Raw genomic sequence first — 20585 nt, 5'->3', positions numbered from 1 at the left:
ACATCCTCTATTTCTGTACAACGCCAGCGCGATAACCAAACGGATTTTCGCTGAACCTTGTTCCCCTGCAAATAACTAAAATAAGAGGCTCCATCATGTCTGAATCACCCACTGAACAATTAGTGATACCTAACGTGGTCCCTGCGGAGAACCATGCCTATCGCAAGGCTGCGTGGCATATTTTACCCTTACTGATGCTGTGCTATGTCGTCGCTTATTTAGATCGGGTTAACGTTGGCTTCGCCAAATTGCAGATGGCGGATGACTTACAATTTTCAGAGGCGGTGTATGGATTCGGCGCCGGTATCTTTTTTATTGCCTACTTCTTTCTGGAAATCCCCAGTAACCTGATGCTGCACCGCGTAGGGGCACGGTTGTGGATTGCGCGCATTATGATCACCTGGGGCATCATCTCGGCAGGGATGGCTTTTGTCACCACACCGATGTCATTTTACGTAATGCGTTGCTTGCTGGGAATTGCAGAGGCTGGATTCTATCCCGGCGTCATTCTTTATCTTTCTTATTGGTTCCCAACTAACCGCCGTGGCCGCATGTACGCCTTATTCGCCACCGCCGTTCCATTATCCGGCGTGATAGGCGCACCGTTATCGGGTTGGATCATGGGCGCATTTAATGGATTCCATGGCTTTGCGGGTTGGCAATGGATGTTTATCCTGGAAGGTATCCCATCCGTTTTAATCGGTATTTTGGTGATTTTTAAACTGACTGACCGTATCAGTCATGCCAAATGGCTAACCGACGAAGAGAAAAAGATCTTACAGACCAACATTGATAACGACACACAACATCATGTCCACAGCAGCCTGAAAGAGATTTTCCTGCAACCCCGAGTCTGGTTGCTCACGCTTATCTATTTCTGCCTGATTGCAGGTTTCTACACTATCGGCTTCTGGTTACCAACACTGATCAAAGAGAGTGGGGTAAAAGACGTACTGAGCATTGGTTTGTTAAGTGCCATTCCTTACGGTGCCGCCGCCCTGACCATGATCGTAGTATCACGTAGTGCTGACCGTTTGCGCGAACGGCGCTGGCATCTGGCTTTAACCGCGACATTGGGCGGGATCGGGATGATTATTTCCGCCAGTTTCAGTGACAACATCGTTATTGCCATGATGGGCTTAACTCTGGGTGCCATGGGGGCATTGAGTACCTTGCCACTATTTTGGAGCCTGCCAACTGCGTTCCTCGGTGGAACCGCAGCCGCAGCCGGCATCGCTCTGATTAACTCCTGGGGCAACCTGGCAGGCTTTGTCGCACCTTATATGATGGGCTACCTGAAAGACCTGACCCAAAGCACCACTACCGGAATGCTGATTATTTCCACCATGCTATTTATTGGTGCGGCGCTCGTATTTTTAGTCCCGGCCAAGACAGTAAACCGCTAACAATGCAGATAAAGGATAAGACGATGAACATAATGGTAACAGGAGCGGCGGGCTTTCTTGGTCGTCGATTGATTGAACATTTACTGACACAGGATTATCTGACCGACCAGCAAGGTCAGCAGCGCCTGATCAGTAAGATTATAGCCTGTGATGTGGTGCCTCTGGAGGCGATTACAGATGAACGGGTGCAGGTTTTTTGCGGTGATATCGCTGATCCGCACTGGCTTGCCAGCGTTTTTAATCAACACGTTGACACCGTTTTCCACCTGGCAGCGATTGTCTCCAGTCAGGCAGAAGAAGATTTTGATTTGGGTATGCGGATCAATTTTGATGCTACCCGCAGTTTACTCGAGCGCGCTCGTCAGCTTGGACACTGCCCTAAAGTGATTATCACCAGTTCAGTGGCGGTATTTGGCGGTGAGTTACCGGCTGTCGTGCCGGATGAACAGGTATGGTCGCCTCAGAGTTCCTATGGTACGCAAAAAGCATTAAACGATTTATTGTTAGCAGACTATAGCCGCCGGGGATTTGTTGATGGTCGTAGCCTGCGTATGCCAACCATTGTGGTACGCCCAGGAAAACCAAACCGCGCGGCCTCCAGTTTTGCCAGCGGCATTATCCGTGAGCCGTTGCAAGGTATTGACGTGGTTTGCCCTGTTAGCCTGCAAACACCGTTATGGCTGCTATCGCCGAAGATGGCAATTAATAATCTTATCCATGGTCACCAATTGGATGCCAGTCAACTTAAGGGTGGGCGGGTGATTAATTTGCCAGGGCTATCTATTACCGTACAGCAAATGATTGATGCATTGCGGCGTATTGCGGGTGACGCTGTCGCTGATCACATTAAGATTCAGCAAGATCCATTAATTGAGAAGATCGTAAGCTCTTGGCCTGGGGATTTCGCAGCGCATTATGCCAAAGCATTAGGCTTTAAGAGCGATAAGGATTTTGACAGTATCATCAATGATTTTATCCTCGGTAATTTACCTGGCAAGCTAGTCAAATCACTTGAATAGCGGGCGACAAAATCAGGTTGTATTCCCTCAGGTGATAATGCCATCCAGAGGGCGGCCATTGGCATTACTCATCAGATAATTGAAACCAATCCTGATGAGTAATCGTTTGCTAATCGCAAAAATGCGGCTTTTACCCCTTGCGGAGAAACCACACGCGAGTATAATTCGCCACAATTTGCCGGGAGATATGATGGAAAGCCAAGTGCGTTTTGTTGAAAATGACCCTCTCGATGGTCGACAAAATTGCCTGCCAACAGGCAGCCAACTGCCGTTCTTTCTCCCGTTGCTAAACCGATCCCGTAAGGCCCCTCGTTGAGGGGCTTTTTTTTGTCTGCTGATCGGTGCCGAATTAAGCATTATCACCAATTAAAATATATACCCTAAATAATTCGAGTTGCAGGAAGGCGGCAATTGAGTAAATCCCCAGGAGCTTACTTATTTTAAGGTCAACGACAAGTAAGTCACCGGGATGAGCAAAAGCAGCCAACACACATGCAGCTGGAAGTATAACGGGTCATAGAGGAGAGCGAAAAATGGCCAACACGTTGTATCACAAACATATCATCTCAATTAACGATTTATGTCGCGACGAACTGGAGTTGGTGCTGCGTACCGCCGCCAGCCTGAAAAGTAGTCCGCAACCTGAGTTGCTAAAACACAAAGTGATCGCCAGTTGCTTTTTCGAAGCCTCGACCCGCACTCGTTTGTCATTTGAAACCTCCATACACCGTTTAGGTGCCTCAGTGGTCGGTTTTTCTGATAGCAGTAATACCTCCCTTGGCAAAAAAGGCGAGACGCTGGCAGATACTATGTCAGTCATCAGTACCTATGTGGATGCCATTGTCATGCGTCACCCACAAGAAGGGGCGGCCCGTCTGGCCGCTCAGTTCTCGGGGAATGTACCGGTAGTTAATGCCGGTGACGGTGCAAACCAGCACCCGACGCAAACACTGCTCGATCTGTTCACCATTCAGGAAACCCAAGGCCGGCTGGATAACATCAATATCGCCATGGTCGGCGACCTGAAATATGGCCGTACCGTGCACTCACTCACGCAGGCGCTAGCCAAATTCACCGGCAACCGCTTCTTCTTTATCGCCCCGGATGCTCTGGCAATGCCTGCTTATATCCTGCAAATGCTGGCAGAAAAAGGTATCGAATACAGCCTGCACGAAAGCATTGAAGAAGTGGTGCCAGAACTGGATATTCTCTACATGACCCGGGTGCAAAAAGAGCGCCTTGACCCGTCAGAGTATGCCAATGTCAAAGCGCAGTTTATCTTGCGAGCGGCTGATTTGAATGGCGCGAAAGAGAATCTCAAAGTGCTACACCCGCTGCCAAGAATTGATGAAATAACCACCGATGTCGATAAGACCCCTTATGCCTACTATTTCCAACAGGCAGGTAACGGGATTTTCGCACGTCAGGCACTGCTGGCACTGGTTTTAAACGCAGAATTGGCTCTTTAAGGGGGATTGAACATGACTCAGGATTACAAACTACAGGTTGAAGCGATTAAATGTGGCACTGTGATTGACCATATTCCGGCACAAATCGGCTTTAAATTGTTGTCGCTGTTCAAACTGACCGCCACTGATCAACGTATTACTATTGGATTGAATCTACCGTCTAAACGGTCAGGACGTAAGGATTTGATTAAAATAGAAAATACCTTCCTGACAGAGCAACAGGCCAACCAACTAGCGATGTATGCACCAGATGCTACCGTTAACCGCATCGATAACTACGAAGTGGTGAAGAAACTGACCCTAAGCCTGCCAGAGCAGATCGATGGCGTCCTCACTTGCCCAAACAGTAACTGCATCAGCCACAATGAGCCAGTCGACTCCAGCTTTAAAGTAAAAGCACAACAAGGTGAAATCCACCTTAAATGTAAATATTGCGAGAAAGAGTTTGATCACCAGGTAGTGCTGCAAGCGGATTAAGTGCTGCAAGCGGATTAATGCTCGGCTTAAGCGAATATTGCTGCCCGTTAATATTTACAATAGTGGCAATATTCGCAGCAATGCGACATCGCAAATTTGATTCACGTGGGTTGCCGTAATCTACCCCATCTTTATAATATAGAAATAATTAAACCCAATAGATTTCATGGTGCAGGAAAGCGGTAAACGCTGGCCCGCAGGATGAGGCTTATAGTCCCGATGAGCGCATCACGCTAAGTGATTCGGGTAATTGAGCGCAGCCAATATACCAGCAACATGAAAGATGACGGGTTCCTTCCGCATTACGTAACCAGGAGTCAACATGTCACGCAATATCAGCACTGAGCTCGCCCCTGCCGCCATCGGCCCTTATGTTCAAGGTGTCGATCTGGGTAGTATGATCCTCACGTCAGGCCAGATCCCTGTTGATCCAAAAACAGGTTTGGTCGCCGATGATGTATCAGCACAGACGCGTCAGTCACTGGAGAATGTAAAAGCTATCGTTGAAGCCGCGGGTTTGAAAGTTGCCGATATCGTGAAAACCACTGTATTTGTGAAAGATCTGAATGACTTCACCACAGTTAATGCCACTTACGAAGCTTTCTTTACTGAACACAATGCGCCATTCCCTGCACGTTCATGTGTTGAAGTTGCGCGTCTGCCAAAAGATGTGAAGATCGAAATCGAAGCTATCGCGGTACGTCGTTAATTCTGATGTCATTGCGTCTACGGCTGGTGATTACCAGCCGTTTTTTATTGCTATCCTGCTAATATTTTCTCTCTGCCTTTCACAATGCGCTATTGCAGATCATCATGATCATGATGTGGCAACTTTCTGCTCAGTAATAATGCATTACACTCACTAATTGCACCTTAATAGGGCTGAAATCGCTCTAATCCCCTTTATTTTGCCTGTTTTACGAGCTGGCACAGTTTATGCGTGATCACCAATACAGCCTGTTCTGTTAGCGAGGTGATAATGCTGAACATCGACCTTTCCGTATCACGATTTTTCGATGAAATGTTACTGGCTGAGGGGCAACACCGAGGCCATTACGATGCCTATTGGCAATGGTTACAACAGGCCGATCAGCTAACCATTGCGCGTAAGCGTGAAGAAGCTGCACTGCTATTTCACCGGGTAGGCATTACCTTTAATGTGTATGGTGACGATGATGGCGCAGAGCGATTAATACCGTTCGATAGCGTGCCACGCATTATTCCCGCCAGCGAATGGCAAATGCTGGATCGCGGCATTCGCCAGCGCGTACAAGCGTTGAATGCGTTCTTACATGATATTTACCATGAACAACATATCCTGAAAGCGGGCATTATTCCGGCCGAACAAGTGCTGGCGAATGACCAATATCAGCCCTGTATGCAAGGGGTGAACCTGCACCGTGATACTTATGCACATATCATCGGTGTGGATATGGTCCGCAACAGCGATGGTCTCTATTACGTGCTGGAAGATAACCTGCGTACCCCGTCCGGCGTCTCGTATATGCTGGAAAACCGTAAAATGATGATGCGGCTCTACCCGGAGTTGTTTGCACAACAACGCATTGCACCTGTTGAGCGCTACCCTTCTCACCTGTTACAAACGCTGCGCGAAAGCACACCGGTCAACGACCCTACCGTAGTAGTGCTAACCCCGGGGCGCTTTAACAGTGCCTATTTTGAACACAGTTTTTTGGCTCAACAGATGGGGGTTGAACTGGTTGAAAGTGCTGACTTATTTGTCAAAGAAGGGGCAGTATTTATGCGAACTACCGCAGGCCCCTGCAAAGTCGATGTTGTCTACCGGCGGGTGGATGATGCCTTCCTCGATCCGCTGGCTTTCCGCCCTGACTCCATGCTCGGTGTCCCCGGACTACTGTCGGTATATCGCGCAGGTGGTGTGGTATTGGCTAATGCGATTGGTACTGGCGTCGCCGATGATAAATCCATCTATCCTTATGTCCCTGAAATGATTCGTTTTTATCTTTCCGAAGAACCGATTCTGGCGAATGTTCCCACCTGGCAATGCCGCCAACCCACTGATCTTTCATATGTATTAGCTAATCTGGATCAGATGGTAGTGAAAGAAGTTCATGGAGCCGGGGGATATGGCATGTTGATTGGACCTGCGGCGACACAAGCTGAAATAGCCCAATTCCGCCAGTTACTCTTGGCGCGACCACAAAATTACATCGCACAAGAAACCCTCGCCCTTTCTACCTGCCCGACCTTTGTGAATAGCGGACTTGCACCGCGCCATATTGATTTACGTCCTTTTGCCCTGTGTGGTGCAGAAATTCGTTTAGTGCCTGGGGGCTTAACCCGAGTCGCACTGGCAGAAGGGTCGTTGGTCGTTAACTCTTCGCAAGGTGGCGGAACCAAGGATACCTGGGTATTGGAGGACGATGCATGCTAAGCCGAACAGCCAGTGAGCTTTATTGGATGGCCCGCTATCTGGAGCGGGCAGAAAACATCACCAGGGTGCTGGATGTCACCAACCGGTTATCGATGATGCCAACCAGCAATCGGGTGAATTTTGATCTACTGGTGCCACTCAGCCTGAGCAACACCCAGACACTGTTTACCGAGCACTATCCGCAGGTCTCGATGACCCATCTGCTGAATTTCTTCGTGCTCGACAGCAACAACCCCAGCAGTATTTTTAGTTGTTTGCAGATGGCGTGGAACAATGCCCATGCAGTACGCGGCAGCTTATCGTCCGAGGTTTGGGAAAGTATCAATGCCACCTGGATTGAGATGAAACAGCTACGCCGCCAAGGTATCAGCGCTGCCGGAATTGATGCCTTTTTTGATTGGGTTAAGGAGCGCTCACATCTATTTCGCGGTGCGGTATATGGCACCTTGCTGCGCAGTGATGCACTCTATTTTATTCGACTGGGTACCTTGATTGAACGGGCTGACAGCACCGCGCGCTTGTTGGATGTGAAAAACCAATTACTGGATAGCGACGATGACCCGGTACGCGAATACTACCGGATGGATACTTTATTACGCGCCGTCAGTGCGCGGGAGGCATACCACAGTTTATATAAGCAGCAACTGAGTCGTGAGGCGATTGCTGAGTTACTGATTTTACGCAATGAGATCCCGCGTTCGCTGCTGGCTTGCATTAACGATATGGAACAGCAGTTGGCGTTGATTGGTGGCAATCGTAGCAACCAACCTCGGCGGCTGGTCAATATTTTGCTTGCTGAGCTGCGATTTAGCAGCATTACGGATGTGATGGCCGACGGATTACACAGCTATCTGATGGATTTTTTAGGCAAGATCAACGCTATCGCTGACAGCATCCGCCAAACCTATCTGGAGGTCCAATGAGACTGAATGTCGATCACAGCACCCATTACACCTATGCACAACAGGTGCAACACAGCACTCAGTATCTGCGCCTGACCCCACAGGATTCAGCCCACCAGCGCATTTTATCCTGGCAACTGACCTTACCGGAAGAGGCCATTTGTACCACGGATGCCTTTGGTAATGTGCTACATGTACTCACTCTGGATAAGCCTCATCAAGCTATCACCATTCAAGCTCAGGGCGTGGTAGAGATTGCAGACAATGTAGAAGATGACAGCGGCGACCACCTCTCTCCACTGGTCTTTCTTCGCCACAGCCCATTGACTCAGCCAGATGCCGCCATTCGCCAGTTTGCTTCAGGTTATTGTCAGGGTGCTACCCACGCCGATGCGCAATTAGACTGCCTGACGCAAATGATGGGTGAATTGCTGGCAAAAATGCCCTATAGCCCCGGCACCACCACGGTACAGGACAGTGCGGCACAAGCTTTTGCCGCCGAACAAGGGGTGTGTCAGGATCACACCCACGTCTTTCTTGCCTGTTGCCGAAGTTTAAATATTCCGGCACGCTATGTGAGCGGCTATCTTTATACAGAATCCTCCAGTCATGTCGCGACCCACGCATGGGCAGAAGTGTGGCTGAATGGACACTGGCAGAGCTTTGATGTCACCAATAATACCTGTCAACCGAACCAGCATTTAAAACTGGCGGTGGGCATTGATTATCTGGATGCCTGCCCGGTGCGAGGTATTCGCCGTGGTGGTGGCTTTGAAGATATGCAGACCATCGCAGCCGTGCATATGTTATCTAACCCGCGACGCGATATGTCGCAATAAAGCGCGTTGCTGGCAAATAAAATAGCCCTAGTGAGATAGGCTCTAAGGATACTGTGTTATGACCTACTGTGTGGCCATGCGGCTGTCATCCGGGTTAGTCTTTGCCTCTGACTCCCGTACCAATGCCGGGGTGGATCATATTTCCACTTTTCGCAAATTATACCTGTTTCAGCAAGAGGGTGAACGAACGCTGGTGGTGCAAAGTGCGGGGAATCTGGCAACCACACAGAGTATTGTCAGTTTGCTGCAACGCCGCTGTCTGGACCCGGAACAAACTAACCTGCTGAATGTGCGCTCGATGTATGAGGCCGCAACACTTCTGGGGGAGACGGTACGCGAGGTGATTAACCGAGACAGCGGTGCGCAGCAAAACAGCGGCGGAACCGATTTTAACTGTAACCTATTGTTAGGCGGGCAAATTAAAGGTGAAGGACTGCGGCTGTTTCATATTTATCCGCAGGGTAACTTTATTGAAGCCACGCAGGACACCCCCTACTTTCAAATTGGCGAAAGTAAGTATGGCAAGCCGATTATTGATCGGGTGTTGAATTACCACACCACGTTGGATCAGGCCATGCAGTGCGCGTTGATCTCTATGGACTCAACTTTGCGCAGTAATTTATCCGTCGGCTTACCGCTAGATGTGATGATCTATCCACTCGATAGTTTCAGTACCGAACAGCAATATCGCATCACCGAAGATCATCCCTATTTTATGATGATCCGTAAGGGCTGGGGCGAGGGGCTGGTGAGTATTTTCTCTCAGCTACCAGCGCTGAAGTTGGGGAAGTGATTTAGTTTTGGTGATGGATAGGTTCTGGTTTCGGTTGATATGCGTTCAGTGTTCACCTAACCATTGCGGCCTCCATCCTCGTCGGCAATATTCCTGATTGCGCTCAACGTCAAAAGAGAGTCAGAATCAAAACCATAGCCTTTTGTTTTGAATTGGCCTTTGAAGTTAAAAGCACATTTGGGCTGCCGAGCAAGGAGAGAAGCCACTGATCTGAACTAAATCAATCTCTCACCCAATAAATCCCCTCATATGCCCGCAATACCATCTCCTGCGGCTGGAATGCACTTTCGCCGTAGCTGCTCATCAACAATTGCCAGTTACCGTCCAGCGCAATCTCCTCTGGCTGCCATTGTTGCGGTTCACCGCTCAGGTTAGCCACCACCAACAACTGCTTACCCTGCCAGTGGCGCAAGTAGCACCACAACTCTGGATGTTGCGGGCAGAGATCACGATAGTCACCAAAAGTGAACACATCATGTTGTTTACGCAGGGCTATCAGATATTGATAGGCATAAAACACCGAGTCAGCATCAGCCAGCGCGCTATCAACATTAATTTCAGCATAGTTACTGCAGGGTTCGATCCATGGAGTTCCCTGACTGAAACCGGCATTACGGCTGCGATCCCATTGCATCGGGGTACGACTATTATCACGGGATTTGGCTGCCAGAATCGCTAATAACTCGTCAGGATCGCGACCTTGTGCAGTTAGCTCAGCAAACATATTCAGACTTTCGACATCACGGTATTGATTAATCGAGGTAAAATTAGGATTGGTCATGCCAATCTCTTCGCCTTGGTAGATATATGGCGTACCTTGCATACCGTGCAGTACCATTGCCAGCATCTTGGCCGCAGGCACGCGCAGTGCACCTTCGTCACCAAAGCGCGATACAATGCGCGGCTGGTCGTGATTACACCAGAACAACGCGTTCCACGCACGGTTATGCATCCCCTGCTGCCACTGGTTAAATATCTGTTTGAGTTCCACCCGATCCGGCGGCATTAGCGACCATTTTTCCCCATTAAGATAATCCACTTTTAGATGATGGAAATTAAAGGTCATCGACAGCTCATCCCCGCCCAATGCGGCATAACGCTGGCAATGCTCAAGGCGGGTGGACGACATCTCGCCAACCGTCATCAGGCCGCGCGGCTGAAACACATCACGGCTCATTTCTTGTAAAAATTCGTGGATACGGGGGCCATCGGTATAGAAACGGCGGCCATCACCCACAAAATCATCCGGGAAGTCTTGCTGTTTGGATACCAGATTAATTACATCCAGGCGCAAACCATCCACACCAATATCAGCCCAAAACTCGCACACTTTCTTCAGTTCATCACGTACCGGCTGGTGCTCCCAATTAAGATCTGCCTGCTCGGTAGCGAACAGGTGCAGATAATATTGGCCGCTTTCAGCATGCCATTGCCAGGCATTACCACCAAATTTCGAGCGCCAGTTATTCGGTAAATTATCACCCTCACCATCACGCCAAATATAGAACTGACGGTACGGGCTGTTGCGCTCTGCTGATGCTTTAAACCAGGCATGTTCAGTCGAGGTATGATTGAACACCATATCCATTACGATACGAATACCCCGCTGATGAGCAGCCGCAACCAACGTTTTGAAATCATCTAAGCTGCCGTAAGCAGGGTCAATGGCGCAGTAGTCGGCAACGTCATAGCCGTTATCCACTTGTGGCGAGACATAAACCGGTGTCAACCAGAGGGCATCAACGCCGAGTTTGTGCAGATAATCCAACCGTTGCGTCACGCCAGCCAGGTCACCATAGCCATTACCGGTGCTATCCTGAAAACTCTTCGGGTAAATCTGATAAATGACGCCGTTTTGCCACCAAGGGATAGGATTATTCATAGCAGGCTCTTATTCGTAGTAAAAACAGAGAAAATTAAAGAAACAGCTCCGCCACAGGATAACCTTTGGCGGAGGAATACGATTTAGACCGGTAATTCGCCACGACTCTCTTTACGTTTGTAAACCAGTATAGTCAGCACCAATGGCACCACGATCGCCACTAACATTGCCACAGCATAAATCGCCCAGAACTGTGGTTTGATGGATAAAATACCCGGCAGGCCACCGACACCAATACCGTTCGCCATCACCCCAGTCAGACCACAAATGAGGCCCGCCAACGCAGAACCAATCATGGCGCACAACATCGGGAAGCGATATTTGAGGTTGATACCGTACATTGCCGGTTCAGTAACACCCAGATAGGCTGAAATTGCCGCAGGTACTGATATTTCGCGCTCATTGATCTTGCGGCTAATGATAATAATGCCCAATACCGCAGATGCCTGTGCAATGTTAGACAGCGCAATCAGCGGCCATACCGGTGTACCGCCCATGCTCTGAATCATCTGCATATCAATGGCTAACGTGGTCTGATGCACGCCGGTAATGACTAGCGGCGCATACAAGAAGCCAAACAGTGCGGCACCAATCGGCGCGAAGCTGCCTGTCATGACAGCTTTCACTCCCCAGGCCACACCATCACCAATCATGCGGCCAAATGGCCCGATAAGCGTATGGGCGAGGAATACCGCCAGCAACAGGGAAACTACCGGCACCACCACCAGATAAAGATAGGCTGGAATGATTTTCTTCAGATTAGTTTCAATCCAACCCAGCGCCAAACCTGCCAAAATCGATGGAATGACCTGTGCCTGATAACCTACTTTTTCAATGGTAAACCAGCCAAAGTTCCAAACTTCGGGGATCTGTTGTCCCAGCAGGTAGGAATTCATCAGTTGTGGTGATACCAAGGTGATACCCAACACAATCCCCAATACCGGGGTGCCCCCCATCTTCTTCACTGTCGACCAGCAGATGGCCACCGGTAGGTAGAAGAAGATGGCTTCGCCCAGCAACCAGAGAAAGTCGTAAATGGTTTTCCATGCCGGATACATCTGTGCCAGCGTTTTGCCATCAGACATCGGAATATCGCCAATCACATTACGGAAGCCAAGAATCAAGCCTCCGCTGATCAGCGCTGGCAGCAACGGGAAGAAAATCTCGGCAAAGTGAGAAATACCACGTTCAAACCAAGTCATGTTCTGCCGTGCAGCCAGTTTGGTCTGCTCTTTATCCACTTCATTCAGGCCAATTTTAGCAATCAGCGCTTGATAGTAATCGTCAACTTCAGGCCCGATAACCACTTGAAATTGCCCGGCATTAGTAAAGCAGCCTTTAACCATCGACAGATTTTCAATTTCTTTAGGTGAAGCTTTAGAGGGGTCATTCAACACAAAGCGTAGCCGGGTAATGCAGTGGCTGACGGTGGCAATATTATCTCTGCCTCCCACCAGTACGATCAATTGATCGATATCTTGTTGTTTTACTTTGCTCATTTCAACGTACCTTTCGTAAAGGTGAGATAACGTGCGACTTATTCGTTTTTCTTAATAAAAGCAGTAGGGTCAGTCTTAAAGAAAAAATACATCGATAGCCTGTTAAATATACAGCTTATTAAAGATTAGCTATGTATTGATTTTTATGAAATGGGAACGTTCCCAACTTGCGTTAGAGATCACAATTTGACAACTTTTTATGATGTTCTTGGCCGTAAACCATGGGTTCGCCCATCACGCACTCCCACCACACAGGGTGGGATTTCAGATAGCATCACGTCGAGAAAAGAAGAATCAGGCCAGTTGACCAGGAATGATAATTTGTTGAATTGATTGACTATGATTAAGTTGGTCAAGTAATTGTTGGGCGGCTTTCACTCCAGCGGTGCCATAACCCAGCTCGACTGACAGGGTATTTGGGAACAAAAAGTGCAACAGCGGTGTATTACCAATGCCGCAGACCTGAATGTGTTGCAGGCTCTGCTGTTGTAAATACTTACTCACCCCCATAGCGATAGTGTCAGAGGCACACACCAGCGCCGAGGTATCGGGTTTTATCACCTGAGGTGCGAGTAGGAAGCCACTTTGATAACTCAGTTCACCCAGTGCAACCGTCGGTAGCAGGCCATGTTGTTGGCTGTAATCAAGATAAGATTGATGACGACGCATACCGGTAGTGGCATCCGACGGCTGCACGCCAATATAACTAATATGCCGATGCCCAGCGTGGCGTAACTTATCCATCAACAGGCGCACTGCCCCGTCGTCGTCGTAGCACACGGAAGAAAAACCCGCATACTCGCGCGCCAGCACCACCATTCGTTCCTGCCATGGCGAGAGCATTTCTGTGGTTAACCCAGTGAAACCAAACAAAATGACGCCATCCACATGGCGCTGTTGCAGCACATGTAAATGTTCACTGACCAATTCAGGATCAAACTGGCTCTCCATCAGGATAGGATCATAACCTTGCTGATAGAACAGTGGCAGCATCGTGCGCACCGCCTGATTTTCAGATGGCGAATCCAGACGCGAGACAATAATACCCACAACTTTATCACTCTGCCCCCGCATGGCCCGGGCTGATTTTGACGGGGTAAATCCCTGCTGACGGATGACAGCTTCCACTCGTTCACGAGTTTGTGGACTGACGCTCCCTTCGTTATTCAATACCCGTGAAACCGTGGATTTTCCAACTCCACTCATGCGGGCAATGTCCTTTATGGTCAAACGGTTTTGCATGGTTTACCTAATGTTTAGGTTTGGAAACATATAATAAACTGATTATTTATATTATCGAAGTTGTGGGAAGTCTAGCATGCGCAGAATCAGACTCAGCGCATGATATCCCAATGACTCGCAGCATATTACTGCCCTAACGGCATATCTTACCGTCGGGGTGGTTTTTGGCGTGGCGAGAACAGTGATGCGGTTTAATGTCTGTTTAGCTGTTAGACAGCCGCTAACAATCTTTAAATAAAACCGGAGGTTAATTACCCAGTGGACCCTGTTCCCTCGACCTACACCTTTTGGTGTGTCCGGTAAGGTAATTCCCCATTCAGGGTGGCTGCTTTATCGGATAACAATCTGATAAGCGGTCACTGCGCACGTCCTTGCGTTAGTTTCTGCTGATGATGTTTTTGCCCTCTCTACGGCAGATTTGCCGTGGGCGCAACATAAAGACCGTCCGACAAACGGCTTTGTGACATGACAGTAAGGCTCAAACCATGCAAGTTAAAAATTTCACCCGGCAGTTGCTCAATGTGTTGAGCCGTAACCTGCCTCGCCGCCTAATTCGCCGGGAAACCATGTTAGATGGCTTGCCGCAGGGAAGTGCGACAAAAGATTTGCCCGCAGCGCTGACTCAGCAACGTTTGCAGTGCGCGAATGAAACGCCACCACAACTTTATCGGCGTTTTCAGAGCCACCCCGAAGGGTTAACGGAACAAGAAGCCGCAGCCATTCGTCTGCAAAATGGCAGTAATCTCATTGAAAATCAGCAAGCTACCCGTTGGTGGGTCCACTTATGGCACTGCTATCGCAACCCGTTTAACTTGCTGCTCACCATTCTGGCTCTGATTTCCTACGCCACCGAAGACCTCACCGCCGCATTGGTGATTGGTGCTATGGTGTTAATTTCCACCCTGATGCATTTTATTCAGGAAGCACGTTCTAACCGCGCTGCGGATGCTTTAAAAGCCATGGTCAGCAATACCGCAACTGTGGTGCGCAGTGATGCCCATACGGGCAAGAGCGAGCATCGCGAGCTACCGATCTCTCAGTTAGTGCCCGGCGATATCATCAAACTATCTGCGGGCGATATGATCCCGGCGGATTTACGTATTCTGGTGGCCAAAGATCTGTTTATCAGTCAGGCCGCCTTAACCGGTGAGTCACTGCCGGTTGAGAAAGTGGCGCAATGCCGTGAGTGTGAGGAACAAAATCCACTCGAACGAGACACGCTGTGCTTTATGGGCACCAATGTCGTTAGCGGTTCGGCACTGGCTATCGTGGTAGGCACCGGTAACCAAACCTATTTCGGTCTGCTGGCAGAGCGTGTGACGCATCAGGATGAGCAACCTAATGCCTTCCAGAGTGGCATCAGTAAAGTCAGTTGGTTGCTGATTCGCTTTATGTTAGTCATGACACCTATCGTGTTGTTGATAAACGGTTTTACCAAAGGTGACTGGTGGGAAGCCGCGCTGTTCGCGCTCTCTGTTGCTGTGGGTTTAACCCCGGAAATGCTGCCGATGATCGTCACGTCGACGTTGGCAAAAGGGGCGGTGAAACTGTCCAGGCAGAAAGTGATCGTCAAGCGCTTAGATGCTATTCAGAACTTTGGCGCGATGGATATTCTGTGTACCGATAAGACCGGCACCCTGACGCAAGATAAAATTGTGTTGGAAAGCCACACCGATGTGTTTGGGGCCAATTGTGAGCGGGTGCTGCACTACGCCTGGCTCAACAGTTATTACCAAACGGGATTAAAAAATCTGCTGGATGTCGCGGTGTTATCTTCCATGGCTGAGTCAAAAGATGCAGAATCTCGGGCGGCCGATACGCTGGCGGGTTACCGCAAAATCGATGAGATCCCATTCGATTTTGAACGCCGTCGCATGTCAGTGGTGGTCAGCGATAAAGCGGATTATCACGAACTTATCTGCAAAGGCGCGCTGGAAGAGATGTTGTCCATTTGCCGTCATGTGCGCCAAGGGAGTGAAATTATCCCATTGACCGACGCGCTGTTGGCACGCATCCGCCGCATTACCGATGAACAGAACCAGCAAGGACTGCGAGTGGTGGCGGTTGCCACCCGTATCATGCCAGCTTATCAGCGGGATTATGCTGTTATTGATGAATATGACCTGATCTTGGAAGGGTATATCGCCTTTCTCGATCCGCCGAAAGAGAGCACAGCGCCGGCGCTGCTGGCACTAAAACGCAATGGCGTTAACGTTAAAATTCTTACCGGTGACAACGAGTTAGTTGCGCGTAAGGTATGTAAAGATGTTGGATTATCTGTCGAGCATGTCTTGCGTGGCAGTGATATCGAGCAGATGACGGAGACACAACTGACGCAGGCCACCCGCACCACCACGGTGTTCGCCAAGCTGACACCAATGCACAAAGAACGCATCGTACAGAACCTGCGTAATGCCGGTCATGTGGTCGGTTTTATGGGGGATGGCATCAATGATGCACCGGCACTGCGTGCTGCTGATATTGGGATCTCGGTGGATTCAGCAGTAGATATTGCTAAAGAAGCCGCCGATATCATCTTGTTGGAAAAGAGCCTGATGGTGCTGGAGCAAGGGGTAATTGAAGGCCGCCGCACATTTGCCAACATGCTGAAATACATCAAGATGACCGCCAGTTCTAACTTTGGTAACGTCTTCAGCGTCCTGATTGCTAGCGCATTTTTGCCCTTCCTACCCATGCTGCCACTCCATCTGTTAATCCAGAATCTGATGTACGATATTTCGCAGATTGCTATTCCATTCGATAACGTTGATGAAGAGCAACTGGCAAAGCCACAACGCTGGAACGCCGGCGATTTGGGGCGATTTATGGTGTTCTTTGGTCCGATAAGTTCTATTTTTGACGTACTGACTTTTTGCCTGATGTGGTGGGTATTTAAAGCCAATACGCCAGAAATGCAGACGTTGTTCCAATCCGGTTGGTTTGTTGAAGGACTGCTGTCCCAGACCTTAATTGTGCATATGATCCGTACCCGTAAAATTCCCTTCATCCAGAGCCGCGCCTCTTGGCCGCTATGTCTAATGACACTGGCGGTGGTGGCCATTGGTATCGGGCTAACCTTCTCTCCACTGGCTGGATTCCTGCAATTGCAAGCGCTGCCACTCTCTTACTTCCCGTGGCTGATGGTGATCTTAACCGGCTATATGGTGACAACGCAGTTAGTGAAAGGGTGGTTTGTGAGGAGATATGGCTGGCAGTGATATCTTTAATTTGGTTATCGGTTCGGTTGATCGGATCAGGCTTCGGTTGATATTCGTTTAGTGCTCATCTGATCTCTATCGCCTCAACCGAGAAGGAGGGCAAGCCGGCCCTCCTTCACCTGCGGCTTGCTCGAAATATTGCCCTGCGGGTAAACCGCCTGCATCTTTCGGGCTGACGAGCCAGCGCGATTCGCATCCATGCTCAAGCGCGCTTTTCGCCGCCGTCCATGGCGGCTCACTCTACCCTCCCTCCTTGTCGGCAATATTCCTGATTGCGCTCAACATCAAAAGCTAATTCAAAACCCTGTTTTTAGGTTGTGATGTTAAAAGCACATTTGAGCTGCCGAATGAGGAGAGTAGGTAGGACGCGAGGCAGGGAAGCCGAGCGAGACGTGCTTGAGCAGGAGCGAATCACGGCGGTCTGTCAACCGAAACGATGAAAGAGGGTATCCACGAAGTGGACAAGCGATACGTGCGTAAGCGCAGGGGTTCCAAGGGGGTTACGCGCTTGTAACCCCTTTGGCGGTTGAGGCATCGGAGGGGAATTGAGAACCAATCTCATATCAACCGAACCGATAACTAAACGAACATCAACCGAATCAATCCACTAAATCAATAACAAAAAATTAAATTCGACTCAAACAATCAATCGCTATCGCCTTGAAGCTATCAAAATGCTGACTGCTCAATAAACGGCTCATTGAACGCTCTCGCACAAAAGTAACGAACAAGTCGTAAATCGCCATCGCTTCTTCATAATCAGTTTTACTGATAGCTAACAGGAAAATGACATGGGCTACCTCACCATCACCCCAGGCAATGCCATTGGGGGCTAGCAGGGTAACCACCACGGTCTTTTTGGCTAACAGACCGAGTGAGTGTGGCAGTGCAATCCCCTCCCCCAGCATGGTGGAGACAATCGCCTCACGCTCCACCACCGATGGGTAAAAGTCCGCATCAACGAACCCTTCCTCTTCCAACTGACTGCACACTTTTTTAAATAACTGCTCTTGTGTCATCGGCTGGTCGATAATCATAAAATGATTACTGTCGAAAAACTTTTCCAACATATAAGGGCGAGTGCGATCCACTAGCACCAACTTACCCAGTTGTTCTAACTGATATTCAGTCGGAAACGGTGACATTACTACCACCGGCTTATTCTTTTCCGCCAGACGTGAGTTAGAAATAATAAAATCTTCGTCGATATGGTCGAGATTTTCGTAATCACGCAGGGAAATGGTCTGTGTCATCACGATCTGCGGATACTTACGAGCAATCTGCGCCTGAATCATTCGGGTAGTGGAGTTACCGGTATCACACACCAACATCACCTGTGGATGACGTTGATAACCAATATTGTAATGGCGTTCCAACCCAACACCGATGTGCAGTACCAGATAGCCTATCTCATTCTCACTCAAGCTATAAGGCGTATATTTGCCCCAACTGGATACCGCCGCCAGTGTTACGTCATAAGCCATCGGATAGTGCTGTTTAATATTGGATAACAATGGATTAGGGATAGTTATCTGATACTTCACCCGCGTAATCATGGTCTTGATATGGGTGAGTAAATCAATTCGTAACTGCTTATCGCCCTGCAAATTGTAGTTATAGTGGGCGTTGATATAAGAGAGGATATAATCCACCAATGTCTCTTCATCATCGGCGTTGATTTCACTGGGGCGACTGGTACCAGGCTGGCTGACTTGCACCCGGCGGGCGGCAATATTGACCCGCAAATACGCTTCTTCTGCTGCCGAAATGTCTTTGCCCGATAATAGTTTCAACTCATTTGCCAAACGGCCGGAGGCGAGTTTGACCGCCTCATCCACATCTTCGGCATCAAAGTCTGATAACGGATAACCGTCAGCGATGCGTTTGATCGCCACAGCACAGTAGAAAATCAGGTAGTGCTCGCCCTCATCAGTTAACCGTACCGCATATTGCGCCAATAGCTCATGCAGCAATCCCGTTAATTCGGGGATAGTCTGAATGTTAAGAAACTCATTCTTTAATAATGGGTTATCAGCATCTTGTAGATGTAGCTGAAACAAAAGGTCGGTCAAACACGTGCGGATAGCCAACTCGGCACCAAACAATTTCATGCCGTAGCGTGGCTTGGTTTCAATCGTCAGATGGTATCGGTTTAGCCTTTCTCTCACCTCAGCCATATCATTTTGCAATGTGCCACGGCTAACGAACCATTCATCAGCTAAATCTTCCAGCTTCAATGAAAAAGCAGAGGTCAGAAAACGGATTAACAGGTAATGCACTCGCTCATTGGCAGTTCGCGGGGTTAGGTGCGTTTTGCGGTTTTGCTGCTGTAGAGCACGAAAGCGTTCAGCATCATCGATCATCAATCGGTAGCCAAAGCCACGGTTATGGATAAAGTGCGCACCATAATGTTCAAGGATCTCATTCAACGCCGTAATATCTGCCCGCACGGTACGTGTCGAAACCGCAAAACGTTTCGCCAGCTCATCCTGAGGCAGCGTTTCCGATTGCAATGCATCGAACATGTAGGCCAGACGTTGATAGGGAAATCTCACTGCTCCACTCCGTTATTCAGGGTGTATGGGCATCCCCCCGCCACCATGGCCAGAGGGGGAGCGTTATCTCACACGGCAACACAGGCCTTCACCGCCAGTGAGTTTATATCAGGTAAATCAAATAATTACGGTACTATTTTTTTCACGATAGCTAATAAGGCTCGCACATCTTCTGGGCGAGTATTGCCCGTTTTGCTGTCGATTATCGAACTGTAGATATGCGGGATAATTTTCGTTACCCCGGCATCCAGTGCGATTTGTACGATTTGTTCAAAATTATCCAGACTGATGCCGCCGGTGGGTTCCAACCAGAAGCCGGTAGCAGCACAAGCCTCAGCCACAAAACGGTACTCATCGATAGCGTCCAGCCCGTTCATTGGGAAAAACTTTAGCGAACTGCCGCCCATATCTTTCAACATAGCAATGGCGGTGGTCACTGGAACAATCGCTTCCTTTTGCTGTGAACTGAGTGGCCCGGTGGAGATATTTACGTAACCCACTTTGCCGGTCGGCGAAATCAGGCCGTTAACCACCGTATCATGCTGCCCCAATAAAGCACGACTTGTGCCAACACCGGTGAACACTTGATTCACATGTTGCGGTTGAACCTGCTGCGCAATCTGGCTGACCATTGTTGATTGCTTCGGGTCCCCCGCGCCCAACCCTACCGACAGGGCATTATCGATAACAGCCGCGTATTCGCGCATATCTTTGACTGCGCTATCGACATCCGAATAGTTCTTCGATAACACTCCCACCAGAACATGGCCTTCAGCGGCTTGATAAATCTCGCGTGCATTCTCTTTTGAACCGGCCAGCACATTCAGGCACACCCGGTCACGGTAATAATTCGGGGTCAATTTCATCA

At 49.2% G+C, this 20585-nt stretch carries 16 protein-coding genes; 11 read left to right on the top strand and 5 right to left on the bottom strand.

Features of this window, described 5'->3' with window-relative positions; translation table 11 throughout:
- Window positions 1-95: 95 nt before the first annotated feature.
- The 10 genes from V2A85_RS06890 (at window position 96) to V2A85_RS06845 (ending at window position 9321) form a co-directional block, all read left to right on the top strand.
- Window positions 96-1406, top strand: coding sequence for an MFS transporter (locus V2A85_RS06890; protein ID WP_083162262.1), 1311 nt, complete (start codon window positions 96-98; stop codon window positions 1404-1406).
- Between the two features lie 23 nt (window positions 1407-1429).
- On the top strand, window positions 1430-2425 hold the full coding sequence (gene denD, locus V2A85_RS06885; RefSeq protein ID WP_372560430.1) for a D-erythronate dehydrogenase: 996 nt from the start codon (window positions 1430-1432) through the stop codon (window positions 2423-2425).
- Window positions 2426-2612: 187 nt separating this feature from the next.
- The gene (locus V2A85_RS06880) at window positions 2613-2741 is read left to right on the top strand and encodes a hypothetical protein (RefSeq protein ID WP_420071122.1); all 129 of its coding nucleotides are present in this window, start codon (window positions 2613-2615) and stop codon (window positions 2739-2741) included.
- A 217-nt stretch (window positions 2742-2958) separates the two neighbouring features.
- A complete protein-coding gene (gene pyrB, locus V2A85_RS06875; protein WP_083162258.1) occupies window positions 2959-3894 on the top strand; it encodes an aspartate carbamoyltransferase in 936 nt (311 codons plus the stop codon).
- A gap of 12 nt (window positions 3895-3906) precedes the next feature.
- Window positions 3907-4371: an aspartate carbamoyltransferase regulatory subunit gene (gene pyrI, locus V2A85_RS06870; RefSeq protein ID WP_083162256.1), complete on the top strand. Its 465-nt coding sequence runs from the start codon at window positions 3907-3909 to the stop codon at window positions 4369-4371.
- A 322-nt stretch (window positions 4372-4693) separates the two neighbouring features.
- The gene (ridA, locus tag V2A85_RS06865; protein ID WP_083162254.1) at window positions 4694-5080 is read left to right on the top strand and encodes a 2-iminobutanoate/2-iminopropanoate deaminase; all 387 of its coding nucleotides are present in this window, start codon (window positions 4694-4696) and stop codon (window positions 5078-5080) included.
- A gap of 270 nt (window positions 5081-5350) precedes the next feature.
- On the top strand, window positions 5351-6787 hold the full coding sequence (locus tag V2A85_RS06860; RefSeq protein WP_372560428.1) for a circularly permuted type 2 ATP-grasp protein: 1437 nt from the start codon (window positions 5351-5353) through the stop codon (window positions 6785-6787).
- A complete protein-coding gene (locus V2A85_RS06855; protein ID WP_372560427.1) occupies window positions 6781-7710 on the top strand; it encodes an alpha-E domain-containing protein in 930 nt (309 codons plus the stop codon). The genes V2A85_RS06860 and V2A85_RS06855 overlap by 7 nt, the downstream gene beginning before the upstream one ends.
- On the top strand, window positions 7707-8528 hold the full coding sequence (locus V2A85_RS06850) for a transglutaminase family protein (protein WP_372560426.1): 822 nt from the start codon (window positions 7707-7709) through the stop codon (window positions 8526-8528). Before V2A85_RS06855 ends, V2A85_RS06850 begins: the two co-directional genes overlap by 4 nt.
- 58 nt (window positions 8529-8586) lie before the next feature.
- Window positions 8587-9321 (top strand): peptidase, encoded by a 735-nt coding sequence (locus V2A85_RS06845; RefSeq protein ID WP_420071121.1) that lies wholly within the window; start codon window positions 8587-8589, stop codon window positions 9319-9321.
- A gap of 220 nt (window positions 9322-9541) precedes the next feature.
- Here V2A85_RS06845 and treC read toward each other — a convergent pair whose 3' ends face one another.
- From treC to treR, 3 genes are all read right to left on the bottom strand, one after another.
- Complete coding sequence (gene treC, locus V2A85_RS06840; protein ID WP_420071120.1) at window positions 9542-11203, bottom strand: alpha,alpha-phosphotrehalase; 1662 nt, start codon at window positions 11201-11203, stop codon at window positions 9542-9544.
- Window positions 11204-11286: 83 nt separating this feature from the next.
- Window positions 11287-12702, bottom strand: coding sequence for a PTS trehalose transporter subunit IIBC (gene treB, locus V2A85_RS06835; protein ID WP_083162242.1), 1416 nt, complete (start codon window positions 12700-12702; stop codon window positions 11287-11289).
- Between the two features lie 294 nt (window positions 12703-12996).
- Window positions 12997-13944: a trehalose operon repressor TreR gene (gene treR, locus V2A85_RS06830; protein ID WP_420071119.1), complete on the bottom strand. Its 948-nt coding sequence runs from the start codon at window positions 13942-13944 to the stop codon at window positions 12997-12999.
- Between the two features lie 485 nt (window positions 13945-14429).
- Here treR and mgtA point away from each other — a divergent pair, with 485 nt between their 5' ends.
- On the top strand, window positions 14430-17162 hold the full coding sequence (gene mgtA / locus V2A85_RS06825; protein WP_372560422.1) for a magnesium-translocating P-type ATPase: 2733 nt from the start codon (window positions 14430-14432) through the stop codon (window positions 17160-17162).
- A 626-nt stretch (window positions 17163-17788) separates the two neighbouring features.
- Here the strand turns inward: mgtA and V2A85_RS06820 are convergent.
- Entirely contained in the window at window positions 17789-19717 is a 1929-nt protein-coding gene (locus V2A85_RS06820; RefSeq protein ID WP_420071118.1) for a BglG family transcription antiterminator, read from the bottom strand.
- A gap of 125 nt (window positions 19718-19842) precedes the next feature.
- A complete protein-coding gene (dagF, locus tag V2A85_RS06815; RefSeq protein ID WP_372560420.1) occupies window positions 19843-20583 on the bottom strand; it encodes a 2-dehydro-3-deoxy-phosphogluconate aldolase in 741 nt (246 codons plus the stop codon).
- Window positions 20584-20585 lie beyond the last annotated feature (2 nt).

Source organism: Yersinia sp. 1252 StPb PI, assembly GCF_048593885.1.
In the GTDB taxonomy this organism is placed as follows: domain Bacteria; phylum Pseudomonadota; class Gammaproteobacteria; order Enterobacterales; family Enterobacteriaceae; genus Yersinia; species Yersinia enterocolitica_E.
The sequence above is the reverse complement of the archived record's forward strand: the minus strand, read 5'-3'. Positions and strand labels throughout refer to the sequence as shown.